We start from the raw sequence: 18,433 nt of genomic DNA on the forward strand, positions 1-18,433 counted from the left end.
GAGGCCGAGCTTCTCGCGCAGCTCGGCCACGGAGGCCGGATCGGGCGAGACGCCGCCGGTCGAGAGCAGAAGCTCCGCCGGGTCGCCCGGCACCATGTGCAGCGCCAGGAAGACGATCGTCGCGACGAGCCAGGCGAGGCCAATCACCGTCGCCAGCTTGCGCGCAAGCCAGGCCGCGCTCATCCGAAATAGGTCTCTTCGAGCATGTTGCCGGAGGAGAGGCGAGAAGGCCTGAGGGGCATGGAGCGGAGGGTGTCCTTGCGATGCATCAACGGATGCCCGTCTCGGCCAATGTGACCGGCGAGTAGAAGGACAGCGAGCCGGGCAGGCTGCGGAAGCCTTCGACCTCGCGCCGGAAAGCATAGCCCTGCGAGCGCCAGGCGAGACCGACCATGGGCGCTTCCTCCAGCGCCAGGCGCATCAGATGATCGTAGATCCGCTTGCGCGCCGACGGATCGAGCTCGCCGCGGCCCTTCGCGAGCAGTTCGGCGATCGCCTTGTTCTCGAAGCCAAACGAGCGTTGATAGGAAGCCGTGGACCCCGCGAGGAAACTCGACATGGCATCCGGATCCTCATAGTCGAGCGCATATCCGACCACGGCGAACTCGTATTGGCCGCGATTGCCCATCTGGAGCCGCGTCGCGTAGTCAGGAAGTTGCAGCGTCACCTGGATGCCAACGGCGGCGAGGCTCTGCTGCACGATTTCGGCCGTGTCCTTGTGCATGCCGTACTGCGCCGAGGACAACAGCGTTGCCTGAAAGCCGTTGGGCAGGCCGGCCTCCGCCAGCAGCTGCATGGCCTTCGCGATGTCCTGCTTCCAGTGAGCCTCGCGCGCAGCGTCGTAGAAGGGTGAATTCGGCACGACCGGAAGCCCTTCCATCGGCGTTCCGCGACCGAAGAAGGCGGCCTTCACGATGTCGGCGCGATTGACCGCATAGGCCACGGCCTGGCGCACCTTGGCGTTCGTGAATGGCCCCTGCTTGACGTTGAAGACCAGCCCCATGAACGGACCGTCGGTGGCATCGAGTTTCAGCGTCGAATTGTTCGCGATCGACTCCATGCTCTGCCACGGCACGTATTCGATGAGATCGACATCGCCCGCCTGCAGGGCGGCGACCCGCAGGTTCTCGTCGGCATAGGCGATGCAGGCGAGTTTGGGGGTCTTGGGAAAGCCGGGTCTAAAGAAGCCGTCGAAGGCGGCCAGGTCGATGCGCGTGCCACGTTCGATCCCGGCGATACGGTACGGGCCGCAACCGATCGGCTCGCTATCCGTCGATTTCGCCGAGATGATCGGCGCATTGAAGCTGGCGAGATGGAACGGGAAGGTGGCCGACGGCGCCTTCAGGACGATGCGCACGCTGCGCCCCTTGACCTCGACACTCTCGACGATCTCGTAGGCGGCTTTGAGATAGGCGGTCGATTTCGCTCCCGCGATCTGCTCGATCGAGAACTTCACGTCCTCGCCGGTCACGGGATCGCCGTTGTGGAACCGGGCGTTCTCGCGAAGCTCGAAGACATAGGCGCGCTCGCCATCCGCGCGATAGCTCTCGGCGAGCTCGCCGCGCAGCTTGCCGGCGGCATCGTATCCGATCAGGCCGCGATGGATCATCAGCTTGACGGCGCCGGCGCTCGTTCCGACATGCTGGAACGGCCGCAGATTGGCCGGGAAGCTCGACAGGGCGAAGCGCAACGTGTCCTTGCTCTGAGCGCGCGCACCATGCGGCGCCAGCAGAGCGCCGGCGAAGGCGACGCCCCCCGCCATGACGGCGCGGCGGCTGGGGTTGAAGTTCCTGTCGGTCATCGTCCCGCTCCTTGTTATGGCCGGAGCAGTCCCGGGCGCGAACGCCCGTGCGCTCCCGCCTTTGAAATCTCAGTCCACCTGCGCCAGCGCCTGCGCCACCTTCTCGGCCCCGTAGTCGCGCTCGGCCTGACTGCGGCTGCATTTGCCGGAGCGAATGTCTTCCGCGAGGGATGGCAGGTCGCGCTCGGAAGGCAGGCCGAAGCCTCCGCCTCCCGGCGTTTCGAGCCTGACCGACTGCCCGGCTTTCAGGACGAGATTGGATATCTTGGACGAAAGCTCCGCCTCGTCCGCTGTGCCCGGGTCCCGCAGCAGGCGTGCGGTCCTTCCGGCCAGTCCGCCGAAGAGGCCGGGAGCACCGGCCCGGTGCCCATCGGAGCGTGCAGAGAACACGATGCCCTCGCGCGTCGCCGAAATCTGGCGCGCGATGCCCAGGCCTCCGCGATGACGGCCCGCGCCGCCCGAGTCCTCGACCAGCGCATATTCGTCGACGAGCAGGGCGTATTCGTTCTCAAGCGCCTCGGCCGGCAGGTTCGAGGTATTGGTGATGTGGACATGGATGCCGTCCATGCCGTCGCCATCATGTCGCGCGCCGGCGCCGCCGCCCATCGATTCCAGATAGACGAACGTCCCGTCGTTGCGCCGTCTCTGGCCCGAGAAGATGATCACCGGAACGACGTCCTGCGAGGATGCCATCGCCCGCTCCGGCGGCAGCAACTGCGCGAAGGCGCCGAACAGGGCCCGCGCGACCTTGTTGCAGGTGATCGACCGCGCGCCGACCGGTGCCGGATAGCTCGGATTGAGGATTGACCCGGCCGGAGCGGACACCTCGATGCAGGCGAACATGCCGCTGTTGGGCAGCAATTCGGGGTCGAGCAACGTCTTCACGACGTAATAGCAGGTCGCGAGCAAGGCGCTTTCGGCGACGTTCATCGCTCCGCGCGCCTGCGGACCACTGCCCGTGAAATCGAGCAGGAGCCGCTCGTCCTCGACGACGATGTTGGCCTGCAGCGGGACGGGTTCGCCGCCTATGCCGTCGTCGTCGAGCCAGGCCGTGAAGCTCGCCTTGCCGTCCGCGATGTCGCGGATGCGGTTCCGCAAACGCCGGGCCGTATAGGCGAGCAGATCGTCGACGGCTGCGGTCGCCGCATCGAGCCCCATCTGGGCTGCCAGATTCGACAGCAGACGCTTGCCGCGCTCATTCGTGGCGATCTGCACCTTCAGATCGAGCGAGCGCTCCTCGGCCTCGCGGGAATTCTGCGAGACGAGGTTGAGCAGATCCTCGTCGAGTTCTCCCGCCCGCACGATGCGGATCACGGGAATCCGGATTCCCTCTTCGAAGATCGAGCGGGCCGTGCCGGAAATCGAGCCCGGCACCGAGCCGCCGACATCGGAATGATGGCCGATATTCGCCGCAAAGAAGCGAACGCTGCCGTCGATGAAGACCGGGGTGACGATCGAGATGTCCGGCATATGTGTTCCGCCGGCGAGATAGGGATCGTTGCAGATGAAGGCGTCCCCGTCGCGCATGCGCTCAACGGGACAGGCCTTGAGCACCGCCGTGACGCTGCCCATCAGCGAGCCCAGATGCAGCGGCACATGCGAGGCCTGGCAGACGAGCCGGCCCCGCCCGTCGAACAACGCGACGGAACAGTCCTTGCGCTCCTTGATATTGGTGGAGAACGAGGACCGCACCAGCGTGTTGCCCATATCCTCGGTGATCGAGAGCAGGCGGTTGGAGAAGACCTCCATGGCGATCGGATCGGCGAGATGCGCCTCGCCGGTGCTGCGCAGGGCGGCGAGGCTCGCCTGAAGCGTTGCGTTCATCGTCACAGTTCCACGACCAGGTTGCCAAGGGCATCCACGCTGACGCGTTGGCCCGGCCCGACGACGGTGGTCGAGCTCATTTCCTCGATCACCGCGGGGCCTTCGAGCCGCGCGCCGCATCCCAGCGAAGCTCGCACGTAGACGGGCGTGTCGACCCAGCCTTCGGCGAAACGCACCTCGCGGCGCTCGGTGGGGGAGGGGGCGACATTGCCGGGCTCCGCCACGCGGGTCTGAGGCCGCTCGATCACCCCAATCACCTTGAGGCGGCAATTCACCACCTCGATGGCGAGGTCCTCGACGTCGTAGCCATACTCCCGGCGATGAGCGGCGCGGAAGCCGGCGACGAAGCTCTCGAACGACACGCGCGACGCCTCGTCGTCGAGCCTGACCTGGACCTCGTGGTTCTGGCCCTTGTAGCGGGCTTCGACCACCCGCAGGAACCGGCGACGTCCGGTCTCGACGCGCTCGGCTTCGAGCCAGGCGAATCCGCTTTCCTCCATGGCGGCGAAGCGGGAGGCGATCTCGGGCCAGCTGCCGGGATCCACGACCGAGATCTCGCTCTTAACGAAATCCATGCTGAGGTCGGACATCAGGATGCCGCGGGCGCACATGGTCCCCGGCTCCTGCGGCACCAGAACCCGCCGGATATCGCATTCCTCGGCAACGGCGATCGCGTGCAGCGGTCCGGCGCCGCCATAGGGGAAAAGCGCGAAATCGGCGAGGTCATGGCCCTTCTCGGTCGAGACCGCCCGGATCGCCCGGCTCATATTGGCGACGGCGATGCGGATGATCCCGAGGGCCGCCTCCTCGACGCCGATACCGAGCGGCCCGGCGATCCGCTCGGTGATAACGCGCCGCGCAGCCGCCTCGTCGACCGGCATGCGGCCGCCGAGCAGTGTTGTCGGGTTGAGCCGGTGCAGGACGATGTTGGCATCGGTCAGGGTCGGTTCCAGACCGCCACGCCCATAGGCGACCGGGCCGGGATCGGCACCGGCGCTGTGCGGCCCGACCTTGAGCGCGCCTGCATCGTCGATCCAGGCGATCGAACCGCCGCCCGCTCCGATGACGTGGACGTCGACCATCGGCGTCCGCACGGGATGGTCCGCGACCAGGCGGCTCGACGCGAAGGAGGGCGCGCCGGCTTCGATCAGCGAGACGTCGGTGGACGTGCCGCCGACATCGAAGGTGATGAGATTGGGGTGGCCAACCGATCTGCCCACCTCCGCCGCACCGACGACGCCGGCTGCCGGACCGGACAGGCAGGTGCGGACCGGATGGGAGCGCACGGTCGCGACCGACATCAGGCCGCCATTGGAATGGATGGTGTAGGGCTGTGTCGCGATGCCGAGGGTGCCGATCCGCCGCAGGAAGCGGTCGAGATAGCGGTCCATGCGCGGTCCGACATAGCCGTTGATGACCGTGGTCGAAAACCGCTCATACTCGCGAAATTCCGGCAGGACACCGGCGGAAGTCGAAACGTAGAGATCGGGCGCGACTTCGCGGACGATCTCGGCGGCGCGGCGTTCCTGCGCGTCGTCGAGATAGCTGTGCAGAAAGCAGATGGCGATCGCCTGGACGCCCTCCGCGATGAGCCGCTGCGCCGCCTCGCGCACCGCCGCCTCATCGAGAGGCGCCAGCACTCTTCCCGTCACATCGATGCGCCCGGCGACTTCGATGCGATGCTCGCGCGGCACGAGGGGGGGAGGCTTGCCGACCGCGTAGTCGAACAGATGCGGCCGCGTCTGCCGGCCGATCTCGAGCACGTCGCGGAAGCCCTTCGTCGTTATGAGCCCCGTGCGGACGCCACGGCGCTCGATCACCATATTGGTCGCGACCGTGGTGCCGTGCCCGACGAAGCCGATCTCCTCGGCTTGGATGCCGAGATCGGCGATCAGCGCCGCCAGCCCGGTCTCGATCGCCTCGGAGGGGTCGGCGGGCGTGGAGGGGACCTTGAAATGGCGGACGCTGTCGCTGTGCCCGTCATGGATGGTGAAATCCGTGAACGTTCCGCCGACATCGAAGCTGACCCTGTACATACGTGCGTTGACCTCGACTGCGCGTCCCGGCATGTCTGCCTGTTATGACCGGCCTTCGCCTGATATCTGCGAATGGTCGCTTGACCACAGGCCGTTATCGGATGTTGCATCGCGAGAGACAGGCGCTCAAATACAATCTCCATCGCGACGTATGCAAAAACCTTATAGGCACTGGATGTCTCGCCAACTGAGCTATCGCGGCCTGCAGGCCTTTCGCCTGACGATGTTGACCGGCAGCGTCTCAGCCGCAGCCGCGACGCTGAACCTGTCCCAGCCGGCCGTCAGTCGTCTGCTCAAGGAACTCGAGCTCGACACCGGCCTGAGCCTTTTCGACCGTACGAGTGGCCGGCTCGTGCCGACACTGCAGGCCGGCCAGCTCCTGGAGGAGGTCGAGCGCTCCTTCGTCGGCCTAGACCGGATCGCGGCCGCGACGCGGGACATCGCCCGCGGGCGGCGCGGAACGCTGTCGGTTTCCGTGCTGCCGATCCTCGCGCACTCGCTGTTTCCCCGGGTGCTGGTCGATTTCGCCCGACAGATGCCCGGCATCTCCGTCCGTTTCGACTCGGCCGGATCCCAGACGGTGACGCAGCAGATCATGACCGGCCAGTATGACATTGGCTTCGTCAGCCTCTCCGTGCCCTTGGCCGATCTCGAGATCACGCGGCGGTACCGCCTCGCCTGCCGATGCATCCTGCCGGCAGGGCATCGACTGCACGGGAAAGCCGTGATCACGCCGCAGGATCTGCAAGGGGAGACGCTGGTCAGCGCGTCGCGGCGAACGCTGATGGACACGCAGGTCCAGGCCATGCTGAACCGCAACGGAATCGAGGTCTCCATGACGATCGAGACGCCGCTACTGCCGCTGGCGTCGTTGCTCGTGCTCGAAGGGGCCGGCCTCGCCATCGTCGATGCCATCACGGCCGCGCATCATGAGCGGCTTGGCGGAGTCGCGGCAAACTTCGAGCCGTCGGTCGAGCTCGAATTGGCCGTCGTGCGCCGGCGCGATGCGCCACAGAGCGGCGCGGAAAAGGCGCTGATGGAGATCTTCGATCTGCGGATGACCCCCTATCTGCGCTCGAGCATGTGAGTAATTCAGCAACGTGCAGGCAAAGGACCTGTTCGCAGGTTCAACCTGCGACCCGGCGGTCCACCTTCTGCATCTGACCGAGGTGGCTCACGAAGCAGACTGGTCGAGCCCCAGCATCCGCCGCGCCAGTCCCACATCGCCACCGCCCGCGAAATCGTCGAAGGCGGTCTCGGTCACGCGGATGATGTGGTGTTTGATGAAGCGCGCGCCCTCGATGGCGCCGTCCTCGGGATGCTTCAGGGCACATTCCCATTCCAGCACGGCCCAGCCTTCGTAGCCGTATTGAGCGAGCTTCGAGAAGATCGCCTTGAAATCGACCTGTCCATCGCCGAGCGAGCGGAAGCGACCGGCCCGCTCGATCCAGGACGCGAAGCCGGAATAGACGCCCTGCCGGCCGTTCGGCCGAAACTCCGCGTCCTTCACGTGGAAGGCGCTGATGCGCTCGTGATAGATGTCGATGAAGGCGAGGTAGTCGAGCTGCTGCAGCAGGAAATGCGAGGGATCGTAATTGATCCGGCAGCGCTTATGGCCGCCGAGCCTGTCGAGGAAGAGCTCGAAGGTCGCCCCGTCGAAGACGTCCTCGCCGGGATGGATCTCGAAGCCGACATCGACACCGTGCTCCTCATAGACGTCGAGGATCGGCCGCCAGCGCTTCGCCAGTTCGCCGAAGGCCTCGTCCACCAGCCCGGCCGGGCGCTGCGGCCAGGGGTAGAGATATGGCCAGGCCAGCGCTCCGGTGAAGCTGACCGAGCCGTCGAGCCCGAGCCGGCGCGAGGCCTTGGCGGCGAGCTTCATCTGCTCCACCGCCCAGGCCTGCCGCTCGGCCGGTTTGCCGCGCAGTTGTGCCGGCGCGAAGACGTCGAAGGCCGCGTCATAGGCCGGATGCACGGCGACGAGCTGGCCCTGGATATGGGTCGAGAGCTCGGTGATGACGATGCCGCTTTCGCGCGCGATGCCGGCGATCTCGTCGCAATAATCCTGCGACTGCGCCGCTTTCGCCAGATCGAACAGGCGCGCATCATTGGAGGGCAGCTGCACGCCGCGATAGCCCAGCCCTGCCGCCCATCGGGTGATGGCGGGCCAGCTGTCGAAAGGTGCCTTGTCGCCCGCGAACTGCGCGAGAAAGATTGCTGGCCCCTGCATCGTCTTCGGCATTTCATCCTCCCGTTTGGCGGGACGATGCCGCGAGTGACGACCTCTGGTCCAGACCCAGCCAGCACCATTCCTGCCAAGGGCTTCGCGTTATCTTTTGCCTGAATTTGGCTTAAGTTCGGTCTTGAGACGCCCGATACTCCGGGCATAGCCTTCAGCCAACGACCGCAACAAGGTCGATGAGGAAGCGCAGGAGGTCCGATGGCACTGCCATGGCATGCCCTGAGTCCGGACGAGCTGGCGCTGCTGGAGGCGGCGTTCTGGGCCGGCGGCGTGGCGCGCCACGGGTTGGCCGACACGCTTCAATTCTCGCGCAGCAAGACCAACGCGCTCGCGGCCGGGCTGCTCGACCAGGGACTGCTTGACGAGGCGGGCGTGCAACATTCCACCGGCGGTCGGAGGCCCGAGACGCTGCGCGTCCATGGCCGCATCGGCGTGCTGATCGGCGTCGACATCGGCGCGACGAGCCTCGACGTCGCATTGCTGCGCCCGGACCTCACGCCGATCGCGCGCCACTCGCAGGAGGTCGACGTGCAGGCCGGCCCGGGCCCGATCATGGCGCGGCTGCGCGCGCTGCTGCCGGCGATGCTGGCGCAGCACGGAATCGCGCGCGAGAACGTGCTCTCGGTCGGCATCGGCGTGCCGGGGCCGGTGAACTTCGCCATCGGCCAACTCGTCAACCCGCCGCTGATGCCAGGCTGGGACAGCTACGCCATCCGCGAGGATCTGCGCGAAATTCTCGATGCGCCCGTCTTCGTCGATAACGACGTCAACCTGATGGCGCTCGGCGTGCTCTGGCGTCAGCGCAAGCAGATCGAGAATTTCCTGGTCATCAAGGTCGGCACCGGCATCGGTTGCGGCATCGTCTGCCATGGCGAACTCTATCGCGGCGCCACCGGCTCCGCCGGTGACATCGGCCATATCTGCGTCGATCCCGAAGGCACGCTCTGCCGCTGCGGCAATCGCGGCTGCGTCGAAGCGATGGCTGCCGCGCCCGCCATTGTCGAGATGGGGCTTGAGGCTGCGCGGGAGAGGCGCAGCGAAGCGTTGGCGCGCAGACTCGCGGCGCAGGGCCGGCTCACGGCGAGCGATATCGGCGCCGCCTGCCGTGACGGCGATGCCGAAGCGGACGCCATCGTTCGCCGCTCGGGCCGGCTGATCGGTCAGGTTCTGGCGGCGCTGGTGAACTTCTACAATCCCTCGCACATCTTCATCGGGGGCGGCGTCGCGGCGATCGGCCCGATGTTCCTCGCTGCCATCCGCCAGAGCGTGAATCAGCGTTCGCTCGCACTCTCGACGCGCCATCTTGAGATCACCTCGGCGCCACTCGGGCCGGAGACGGGTCTGATCGGTGCGGGTGTCCTCGCGATGCGCGAGGCACTGCGCAGCGGGAGCCCGGCATGAGCGCCCGTGAAACCGGTGAGCAAGGCATTGGCCTCTCTGTCGCCTTCGACGGCGTCATCAAGCGTTTCGGCCCCGTCGAGGTCCTGCACGGCGTCTCCTTCGCGCTCGAGCCCGGCCGCGTCTACGGGCTCCTCGGCGAGAACGGCGCCGGCAAGTCGACGCTGATGAAGATCCTGGCCGGCTATGAGAAGCCCAGCGAGGGCCGCGTTCTGGTCGGCGGCGAGCCCGTCGCCTTCTCGGGCTCGCGGGATGCCGAGCAGCGCGGTATCGTGCTGATCCACCAGGAGTTCAACCTTGCCGAGGATCTCACGATCGCCGGCAACGTCTTCCTCGGCCATGAGCGCCGCAAGGGCTGGTTCCTCGACGAGGGGGCGATGCGCCGCGAGGCCGGTGCCGCGCTGCGGCAGGTCGGGCTCGACCGTGCACCGGATACGCCGGTGCGCCGTCTCATCGTCGCGGAGAAACAGCTTGTAGAGATCGCCAAGGCGCTCTCGCGCAAGGCGCGGTTGCTCATCATGGACGAGCCGACCGCGACGCTGACGCCGTCGGAGGTCGCGCGGTTGTTCTCGCTGATCGAGCGCATGCGCGCCGACGGCGTCACCGTCGTCTACATCTCGCACAAGCTCGACGAGGTGGAGCGCATCACCGACGAGGTGATCGTGATGCGCGACGGCAAGCTGGTCGGGCGTGCGCCGACGGCCTCGCTGAGCCGCCACGACATGGCGACGATGATGGTCGGCCGTGAGATCGAGGATCTCTTCCCCGCCAGGGAGCCCTTCGACGCGGCTGCCGTGCCGGCCTTGGCGGTCGAGCATTTCACCGTGCCCGGCTGGGCGCAGGACATCTCCTTCGCCGTGCGGCCGGGCGAGATCCTCGGCTTTGCCGGGCTGGTCGGGGCCGGCCGCACCGAGCTTTTCGAGGGCATTCTCGGCCTGCGTCCCGGCACCGGGCAGGTCGCGTTGGCGGGGAGGGCGGTCACGCTGCGTTCGCTCGGCGAGGCGACACGTCACGGGCTGAGCTATCTCAGCGAGGACCGCAAGGGCAAGGGGCTCCATGTTGACTTCCCGCTCGCGCCCAACCTCACCCTGATGGCACTGGAGCAGTATGCGAGGCCCTGGCTCGACCATGGCGCCGAGCGCAAGGCACTGGCGCGTGCGGTCGACGAGTTCGGCATTCGCACCGGTTCGCTCTCGGTCAAGGCATCCGCCTTGTCCGGCGGCAACCAGCAGAAGCTCGCGCTCGCCAAGGTGCTTCATCCGAAGCCGCGGGTTCTGGTGCTCGACGAGCCGACACGCGGCGTCGATGTCGGCGCCAAACGCGAGATCTACTTCCTGATCCATGCGCTCGCTCGCCAGGGGCTTGCCGTCGTCGTGATCTCCTCGGAGCTGATTGAGCTGATCGGGCTCGCGCATCGCGTCGCGGTGATGCGTGGCGGCCGGCTTGTCGCGACAGTCGAGGGAGCGGAGATGACGGAGGAGACCATGATCGCTCACGCCACGGGAACCCGCCATGTCGCAGCCTGAGATCGCAGCGGCGCCGGCCGGCGAGGCGCGTCGCGCCGAGACGGGCCGCTCCATCGGCGACCGGATCGCCAGCCTCGGGCCGATCATCGGCCTCGTGCTGCTCTGCGCCGCCGGCGCCGGGCTGAACAGCGATTTCGCGACGCTCGACAACGCGTTGAACGTGCTGACCCGCACGGCCTTCATCGGCATCATCGCCGTGGGGATGTGCTTCGTCATCATCCTCGGCGGCATCGACCTCTCAGTCGGCTCGATGGCGGCTCTGATCGCCGGCTGCGTCATCATGTTCATCAACTGGGCGGCCGGCGCGCTGGGTTCGCCGCTCCTGGCCGTGATCTGCGGGGCCGGGTTAGCCGTGCTGCTCGGAGCCGTCTTCGGCCTGATCCACGGTGTCCTGATCGCCAAGGGGCGGATCGAGCCCTTCATCGTCACGCTTGGCACGCTCGGCATCTACCGGGCCTATCTCACCTACTTCGCCGATGGCGGCGCGCTGACGCTGGAGAACAGCCTCGCCGATCTCTACGCCCCGGCCTATTACGGCAGCCTGCTGGGCGTGCCCGTGCCGGTGATCGCCTTCCTCGTCGTGGCCGTGATCGGTGCGGCGATCCTGAACAAGACCGCCTTCGGCCGGCATGTCCAGGCAATCGGCTCCAACGAGACCGTGGCGCGCTATGCGGCGGTCGATGTCGAGCGGGTCAAGATCCTGACCTACATGCTGCTCGGCATCTGCGTCGGCATCGCCACGCTGTTCTACGTGCCGCGTCTGGGCTCGGCCTCGCCGACCACCGGCCTGCTCTGGGAGCTCGAAGCCATCGCCGCCGTCATCGTCGGCGGCGCCGCGCTCAAGGGCGGACAGGGCAGCATCACCGGCACAGTCGTCGGCGCGATCCTGCTCTCGGTGATCAGCAATATCCTCAATCTGACGAGCCTCATCAGCGTCTATCTCAACGCCGCCGTGCAGGGCTTCGTCATCATCACCGTCGCGTTTTTGCAGAAGGGCCGCCGCTGAAGGCGAGTTCACATAGGGAGAGAAGCGATGCTCAAGCAGACCAGACGCAGCCTCATGCTCGCCACCGCAGCGGGCCTCGCCTTCGCGGCCAGCGGCGTAGCCGCCGAACCGGTCAATCTCGGGGTCTCGATCCCGGCCGCGACGCACAGCTTCATGGGCGGCATCAACTACTGGGCCAACCAGGCGAAGAAGGATCTTGAGGCCAAGCACAAGGACCTGAAGATCACGATCCGCACCGCCGCCAACGCCACCGAGCAGGCGAACCAGCTCCAGGACCTGAGCACCGTCAACAAGATCAACGCGCTGGTCGTCTTCCCCTTCGAATCCGCCGCGCTCACCCGCCCCGTTGCCAACGTCAAGGCCAAGGGCGCCTATGTGACCGTCGTCGACCGCGGCCTGACCGACACCTCGGCGCAGGATGCCTATGTCGCCGGCGACAACACGGCCTTCGGCAAGATCCCGGCCGAGTACATCGTCAAGGCGCTGGGCGGGAAGGGCAATGTCGTGGCCCTGCGCGGCATCCCGACCACGCTCGATACCGAGCGTATGGACGCCTTCAACAGCGTGCTGAAGGGCCATCCCGATATTAAGCTGCTCGACGCCAAGTTCGCCAACTGGAACCGCGACGACGCCTACAAGGTCACGCAGGACTTCCTGACCCGCTTCAAGGACATCGACGCCATCTGGGCGGCCGACGACGACATGGCCTTCGGCGCCATTCGTGCGATCGACCAGGCCAACCGCAAGGACATCAAGGTCATCTTCGGCGGCGCCGGAGCCAAGGACATGGTCAAGACGATCATCGACGCCAAGGATCCGCGCATCCAGGCCAATGTCAGCTACTCGCCGAAATTCATCTACGACGCGGTCAAGCTGACCGCCGAGGCGCGGCTGAAGGGCGAGAAGCTGCCGGCGACGACGATCATCCCCTCGGTGCTGATCGACAAGGGCAACGCCAAGGACTTCTACTTTCCCGACTCGCCGTTCTGACGCGCGACGCGTCCCATACCGGCTGCTCCCTTCGCGGAGCAGCCGGCCTCATCACCACGGACAGGCCGATGACTGAAACGACACCATGCCGCCTGCGCTATGCCATGGTCGGTGGTGGCCATGGCGCCTTCATCGGCGCGGTGCACCGCCACGCCATCGCGCTCGATGGACTGGCGGAGCTTGCCGCCGGCGCGCTCTCCTCGACGGCGGAAAAGGCGATCGCGTCGGGGCGGGCGCTCGGCCTCGCCGACGAGCACAATCACGGAAGCTGGCAGAGGCTGCTCGAGACGGAGTTGAAGCGCGCTCCCGAGGAGCGCATCGATGCCGTCGTCATCGTGACGCCGACCGACAGCCATTTCCCGATCGCGCAGGCTTTCGCCGGAGCCGGCTTCAACGTCGTCTGCGACAAGCCACTCGTCCATACGCGCGAGCAGGCCGACACGCTTGTCGCTGCGGTGGCCAGGGCGGGCACGGTCTTCGGCGTCACCTACAACTACACCGGCTATCCGATGGTGCGGCAGGCCCGCGAGATGGTGCGCAGCGGCGCACTCGGCGCCGTCCGCAAGGTCGTGGTCGAATACAATCAGGGCTGGCTCGCCACCGCGCTGGAGGCGACCGGCAACAAGCAGGCCGGCTGGCGCACCGACCCCGCCCGCAGCGGCATCGCCGGCGCCCTCGGAGACATCGGCTCCCATGCCGAGAATCTGGTCTCGACGGTGACGGGGCTCGAGATCGAGGAACTGATCGCAGATCTCGGCGCGCTCGTGACCGGCCGAGCCCTCGACGACGATGCCAGCATGCTGCTGCGCTTCAAGGGCGGGGCACGCGGCGTGCTCGTCGCCTCGCAGATCAATGCCGGCATGGAGAACGATCTGCGTCTGAGGGTCGCTGGTGAACTCGGGACGCTGGAGTGGCGGCAGGAGGATCCCAACCGGCTCGTCCATCATCGACGCGACGGCGCCGCCGAGATCCTGACGCGCGGCTCGCCCTGGCTCGGCGAGGCGGCACGGCGAGCGGTGCGCCTGCCTTCCGGCCATCCGGAAGGCTTCATCGAGGCGTTTGCGAATGTCTATCGCGGCATCTTCGCCGATATCCGCGCCCGGGGCGCTGGCAAGGTCGCCGACCCGATCGACGCCGATTATCCTCGCGTCGAGGACGGCGCGCGCGGCGTGCGCTTCATCGAATGCGCCGTGGCATCATCGGCTGCGCGACGCTGGCAGCCCTTTCCTCCATCAGGCAAGTAACCTCGACGTTCCAGAGTGTCATACCCGCCACCAGCAGACGCTGGGCTATCGGGTCGGACAGGGATTTCGGCGTCACTTGTTCTGCAGCGCGCCAAGTTCGCCTTGGCGGGATGCAATAAGGGGATAGTGAAGGGCAAAGGAAACCACGTCGTCGTCGGGTCCAGCCTCTGCCGCGAGCGCCCCGCGAAAGGAGCACTATTTCTTAGAACAAAATCATCATGAAACTAGCGCGTTTGCGCGTCGAATAATTAGACACTGGAGTATTCAATCAGAACTCTCGGAATAAGATTCTCGATTTCTCGCATTCTATCGTCATTTTTCTTAGACGACCTCGAATAAGAGCGAATGTGCCACCCGAGCGCGCCACTTTTTTTGGCCAATGATAGCGACTCATCCAGAAGCGCTTCGCCTGCGATCTGATCGCCTAGGCGCATTGTCAGCTCGCCCTTGAGGCGCAGGATCTCGGGCGCGACCCATAGGCGATGGCCGCGCGCGAGATGAGCCAACTGCTCGTCGAGCAACGCATTGGCAGCATCCGACTGGCCGGACGACATGAGCGCCTCGACGAGCGCGAGAACGAACGCCGAATGGTGCTGCATGAAGCGCGCGCTGCGGAGTTCGTCGACTGCCCGTCGCATGAGAGGCAGGCCACGCTCGGGCTCACCCTGCAAGAACCGCAAGTGACCCCGATAGCCCTGCGCATAGATATGCCAGACCTCGAGCCGGTGACGCGCCGTCTCGTCGAGCAGGTCATCGATAAGGCGTTCCGCCCGCTCGAGGTCGCCGTTCAGCAAGGCTACTGGGCAGGCGGACTGGGCGAGCGTGTAGCAGAGCGACAGATGATGATCGAGGGCGCGGGCCTCCGCGATACTGGCATCTGCCGTGTCCGCAGCCGCGCCCGTATAGCCCTGCAGCCACAGGATACGGGACAACGTCATCAGGGCGGCGATGCGTGGGGAGACCTGATAACGGGCAATATGTGTGAAATGGCCTGACGGTGGGTACCGGTCGAGCATCTGCTCGATGTGATGGCGCGCCGCCGGCTGGTCGCCGAGGAAATGCAACGAAGTTCCGATCAACCTGTCCCCAATCGCCAGATCGTCGCGATCGGGGGATTGTTCCGCCGCGCTCCTGAACTGGAATGCACTGTCGAGTGCCGCCTCGAATCCGGCGCACTTCATGTGGCCTGCCCAGAGCCCCCATAGCGACCGCAATCGATAATCGTTGTCGTCCAGCCGCTCCGCGAGGCCATGCGCGGCCTTCCACACGTCGCTCGTCTCTCGCGCCGTGCCGGCGTTGTACATCAGCGACCAGCCCCGCGCGGTCTGCAGCTTCAGCACGATGCCATCGCTGGAATCGGGTTCCTGCCCATATTGCGCGAGCGCCTTCTCGACACGCTCGCGACATTCGCTGACCAGCGAAAGACGCAGCCAGAGCGGAATCGCCGCGACGGTTAGCGAGACACCGGATGGGAGGTCACCATCCGGCGAGAAGGCCCAGTTAAGGGCCGCCCGCAGATCAGCCAGAAGGGCTTGCTCATCCGGGGCCCGCTCCGGGTCCTTTCGATCGATCTCAGCCAACAGATCAAGGCATAGATTTACATGCCGCCTGGCGACTTCGACTGCGCAGGGCGCGGCTGCGAGCTTTTCCCTGGCATAGGCGCGAGTGGTCTCCAGCAGAACGAAGCTGAGTCCATCTTCGCTGGTAGCCGTGCTGAGCAGTGACTGCGAGATGAGATCGGCGATGCCCTCGGTCACATCCGCGGAACTCAGCTCACCCCAAGCTGCGACCACCGAGGCTGAGTGCAGTGTAAACCGGTTTGGAAATACGGCCAGCCGCCGCAACAGCGTCCGATCACGCTCCGTCAGCAGGTTGAAGCTCCAGTCCAATGTAGCGTGGAGCGCCTGTTGCCGCGGCAAGGCACGGCGCTCGCCGCGGGTCAGCACCGCGAAGAGATTGTCCAGCACGGCGGCAAGCCCGCGCACCCCGAAAGCTTCAAATCGTCCGGCGGCGAGTTCCAGCGCCAGAGGTATTCCATCCAAGCGTCGGCAGATATCGGCTACGAAGCGGCCATCCTCATCACCAAGCGCAATGCTGCCGCAGCGGGCGGACACGCGCTCGACGAACAGAGCAGCAGCAGGATAGGCCAGTGCCTCATCCAGGCTGAGTGCTTCCGAGACGGGCGGCGCGGCAAGCGGCTCCAGTCGATAGACCCACTCCTCGGCGACCCGCAGCGGCTCTCGGCTCGTGGCCAGGATCACAACACCTGGTGCGTGACGCAGAATCGCCTCGACGATTTCGACCACCGGGTCGATCACGTGCTCGCAATTGTCGATGACGAGGAGGCAAGCCGCCTCTCGCAGATAATGCACGATGCTCGATAGCGCATCATCGCCGGCCAGGACCGCACCGAGCGCCGACGCAAAAGCGATCGGAACGGCGTGCCCATCGGAAAGAGAAGCGAGATCGACGAAGACGACCTTCTGCCAAGGAGGCCTATCTCCAAATTCGCGCATCTGAGCGATCACCGAGAGAACCAGGGTGGTCTTGCCAACTCCCCCCGTCCCGACGACGGTGACCACTCGGCGCTGCTGGATTTGCTTCGCCAGCCTCTGGATCGCTCGATCCCGCCCGATGATTCTGCCCGACCGTATGGGGGGCATGTCGTCACCTTGCCGATCCGGAACACTAGCCGGGTCGCCGGGCAGACGAGACTGCCTGCGGTGCACCTTCTCGACGAAGCTGTATCCACGGTTGGGCACCGTAACGATGAAGCGCCGGCCATGGCGTCCATCGCCGAGGACGCGACGCAGTTCGTTGATCTGGACACGAACATTTGCCTCGGCGACGAAAGTGCCCGGCCAGGCACGCGCGAGAAGGTCATCCTTGCTGAGGATCTGCTCGGAGGCTTCGACGAGCAGACATAGGAGATCCAAGGCGCGGCTGCGAATGCCGACCGGCTTGTTGTTCTCAAGCAGGATCCGCCGCGAGGGCACGAGCTCGAACGAGCCGAACGACAGAACCTGTTCTGAACTGTCGATCACTGTCACGTCGTCTAGCGCCTGTCCCGGGATTGCCGCATGCCGCGAGGAATGACGGCCCGCCAGGCTGTGGCAGGAGATCTGGCCGTCTGATCGTCGCTTGACCTCGTCACGTTCCGCACCGCCTCTGACCAGCGCCTGGCTGCCCGACAATCCTAGCTCTCAGGCGCCGCCGCCGTCCACGCCGCCCCGGACCCAAACGCGCCGGTCGCTGGTAAGCGAGGCCATTGCACCTCCAACATCGCCAACGACCTTCTTGATGACCGTCACCCGGGCGAGGCAACCGCTCCCGCAGTTTTGAATTTTACATCTTTTAACCAGTGCCGCCGGCCCGTCGATGCTAGCTGTGGTGTCAATCAATCGAGAGATAGGGGACCATGCCTCGCACGCTCGATACACTCACGCTTGCCGATGCGAAGCAGATGCTTGAGGCCGGCGAGGCCAAGGCGGCGAGCCTTGGAATTCCCTACAACATTGCGGTGGTCGACGCCGGAGGCGCTCTCATCGCCTTCACCCGCCAGGACGGTGCTCTCGCGGGAAGTATCGATCTCGCGATCGGCAAGGCCAAGACGGCGCGCATGTTCGACAAGGCGACGGATTATCTTGCCGAGTTGGCCCAGCCCGGTGCGCCCCTGTTCGGGATCGAGCAGAGCAATGGCGGCAACGTCGTGATCTTTGGTGGCGGCCTGCCAGTGAAGGTAGACGACCAGATCGTCGGCGCGGTCGGCACCAGTGCCGGTTCGGTCGATCAGGACATTGCGGTCGCCGCAGCAGCCGCGGCCGCCATCAGCCAGAGCCCGAAATCGTAGAACGCCGCATTCGCGGCAACGAACAGTAACGTCTGCCGAGGGAAAGCGCTGTCATGTTCGAACTCACGGTCAACGGAGTGAAGCATCAAGTCGACGTCGTCCCAGAGATGCCTCTGCTCTGGGTCCTGCGCGATGAGCTCGGCATTACGAGCCCCAAATATGGCTGCGGAATAGCTCAGTGCGGCGCCTGTACGGTGCAGATCGATGGAGCCGCCGTCCGCTCGTGCCAGGCGCGGGCCGCCGATGTCGCAGGCAAGGCGATAACCACCATCGAAGCGGTCGGCAGCGGAAAGCTGCACCCGGTTCAGGAAGCCTGGATCGAGCATCAGGTCCCGCAATGTGGCTACTGCCAGACCGGCCAGATCATCCAGGCGATTTCGCTCCTCAAAGCCATTCCGAGGCCGACCGACAGGGACATCGACGACGTGATGTCAGGCAACCTCTGCAGGTGTGGCACCTATGAGCGCATTCGCATCGCGATCCATGCGGCCGCCGCGAAGATGGGAGGGAAATGAC

The 18,433-nt window shown here is 65.8% G+C and carries 13 protein-coding genes and 1 pseudogene; 8 read left to right on the forward strand and 6 right to left on the reverse strand.

All coding sequences use genetic code 11. The features are described from left to right. The 4 genes and pseudogenes from VGN82_RS05495 to VGN82_RS05510 all read right to left on the reverse strand — a co-directional run. Positions 1 to 183 (reverse strand): annotated as a pseudogene (locus tag VGN82_RS05495) (glutathione ABC transporter permease GsiC); the annotation flags it as partial. Between the two features lie 85 nt (positions 184 to 268). Continuing rightward, entirely contained in the window at positions 269 to 1,801 is a 1,533-nt protein-coding gene (locus VGN82_RS05500; protein ID WP_327525993.1) for an ABC transporter substrate-binding protein, read from the reverse strand. 69 nt (positions 1,802 to 1,870) lie between these two features. After that, positions 1,871 to 3,625, reverse strand: coding sequence for a hydantoinase B/oxoprolinase family protein (locus VGN82_RS05505; protein WP_327525994.1), 1,755 nt, complete (start codon positions 3,623 to 3,625; stop codon positions 1,871 to 1,873). A 2-nt stretch (positions 3,626 to 3,627) separates the two neighbouring features. Continuing rightward, on the reverse strand, positions 3,628 to 5,694 hold the full coding sequence (locus VGN82_RS05510; RefSeq protein ID WP_327525995.1) for a hydantoinase/oxoprolinase family protein: 2,067 nt from the start codon (positions 5,692 to 5,694) through the stop codon (positions 3,628 to 3,630). Between the two features lie 142 nt (positions 5,695 to 5,836). Here VGN82_RS05510 and VGN82_RS05515 point away from each other — a divergent pair, with 142 nt between their 5' ends. After that, the gene (locus VGN82_RS05515; RefSeq protein WP_327525996.1) at positions 5,837 to 6,748 is read left to right on the forward strand and encodes a LysR substrate-binding domain-containing protein; all 912 of its coding nucleotides are present in this window, start codon (positions 5,837 to 5,839) and stop codon (positions 6,746 to 6,748) included. An 87-nt stretch (positions 6,749 to 6,835) separates the two neighbouring features. Here VGN82_RS05515 and VGN82_RS05520 read toward each other — a convergent pair whose 3' ends face one another. Next, positions 6,836 to 7,903: a sugar phosphate isomerase/epimerase family protein gene (locus VGN82_RS05520; protein ID WP_327525997.1), complete on the reverse strand. Its 1,068-nt coding sequence runs from the start codon at positions 7,901 to 7,903 to the stop codon at positions 6,836 to 6,838. A 198-nt stretch (positions 7,904 to 8,101) separates the two neighbouring features. Between VGN82_RS05520 and VGN82_RS05525 the strand changes: the two genes are divergently transcribed. The 5 genes from VGN82_RS05525 (at position 8,102) to VGN82_RS05545 (ending at position 14,067) form a co-directional block, all read left to right on the forward strand. After that, positions 8,102 to 9,304 (forward strand): ROK family protein, encoded by a 1,203-nt coding sequence (locus VGN82_RS05525; RefSeq protein ID WP_327525998.1) that lies wholly within the window; start codon positions 8,102 to 8,104, stop codon positions 9,302 to 9,304. Then, complete coding sequence (locus VGN82_RS05530) at positions 9,301 to 10,827, forward strand: sugar ABC transporter ATP-binding protein (protein ID WP_327525999.1); 1,527 nt, start codon at positions 9,301 to 9,303, stop codon at positions 10,825 to 10,827. The genes VGN82_RS05525 and VGN82_RS05530 overlap by 4 nt, the downstream gene beginning before the upstream one ends. Continuing rightward, on the forward strand, positions 10,814 to 11,833 hold the full coding sequence (locus VGN82_RS05535) for an ABC transporter permease (protein ID WP_327526000.1): 1,020 nt from the start codon (positions 10,814 to 10,816) through the stop codon (positions 11,831 to 11,833). Before VGN82_RS05530 ends, VGN82_RS05535 begins: the two co-directional genes overlap by 14 nt. A 27-nt stretch (positions 11,834 to 11,860) precedes the next feature. Further along, positions 11,861 to 12,823: a substrate-binding domain-containing protein gene (locus tag VGN82_RS05540; protein ID WP_327526001.1), complete on the forward strand. Its 963-nt coding sequence runs from the start codon at positions 11,861 to 11,863 to the stop codon at positions 12,821 to 12,823. Positions 12,824 to 12,891: 68 nt separating this feature from the next. Then, positions 12,892 to 14,067 carry a Gfo/Idh/MocA family protein gene (locus tag VGN82_RS05545; protein WP_327526002.1) on the forward strand — a complete coding sequence of 392 codons (1,176 nt, stop codon included), beginning with the start codon at positions 12,892 to 12,894 and terminating at the stop codon, positions 14,065 to 14,067. 248 nt (positions 14,068 to 14,315) lie between these two features. Here the strand turns inward: VGN82_RS05545 and VGN82_RS05550 are convergent, their stop codons facing one another. Continuing rightward, a complete protein-coding gene (locus VGN82_RS05550) occupies positions 14,316 to 17,261 on the reverse strand; it encodes a winged helix-turn-helix domain-containing protein (RefSeq protein ID WP_327526003.1) in 2,946 nt (981 codons plus the stop codon). A gap of 224 nt (positions 17,262 to 17,485) precedes the next feature. Here VGN82_RS05550 and VGN82_RS05555 point away from each other — a divergent pair, with 224 nt between their 5' ends. Then, positions 17,486 to 17,917, forward strand: a complete 432-nt coding sequence (locus tag VGN82_RS05555) for a GlcG/HbpS family heme-binding protein (RefSeq protein WP_327526004.1) — start codon at positions 17,486 to 17,488, stop codon at positions 17,915 to 17,917. Positions 17,918 to 17,970: 53 nt separating this feature from the next. Then, a complete protein-coding gene (locus tag VGN82_RS05560; protein WP_327526005.1) occupies positions 17,971 to 18,432 on the forward strand; it encodes a (2Fe-2S)-binding protein in 462 nt (153 codons plus the stop codon). Position 18,433 lies beyond the last annotated feature (1 nt).

It is taken from the genome of Allobosea sp. (assembly GCF_035999205.1).
Classification (GTDB): Bacteria; Pseudomonadota; Alphaproteobacteria; order Rhizobiales; family Beijerinckiaceae; genus Allobosea.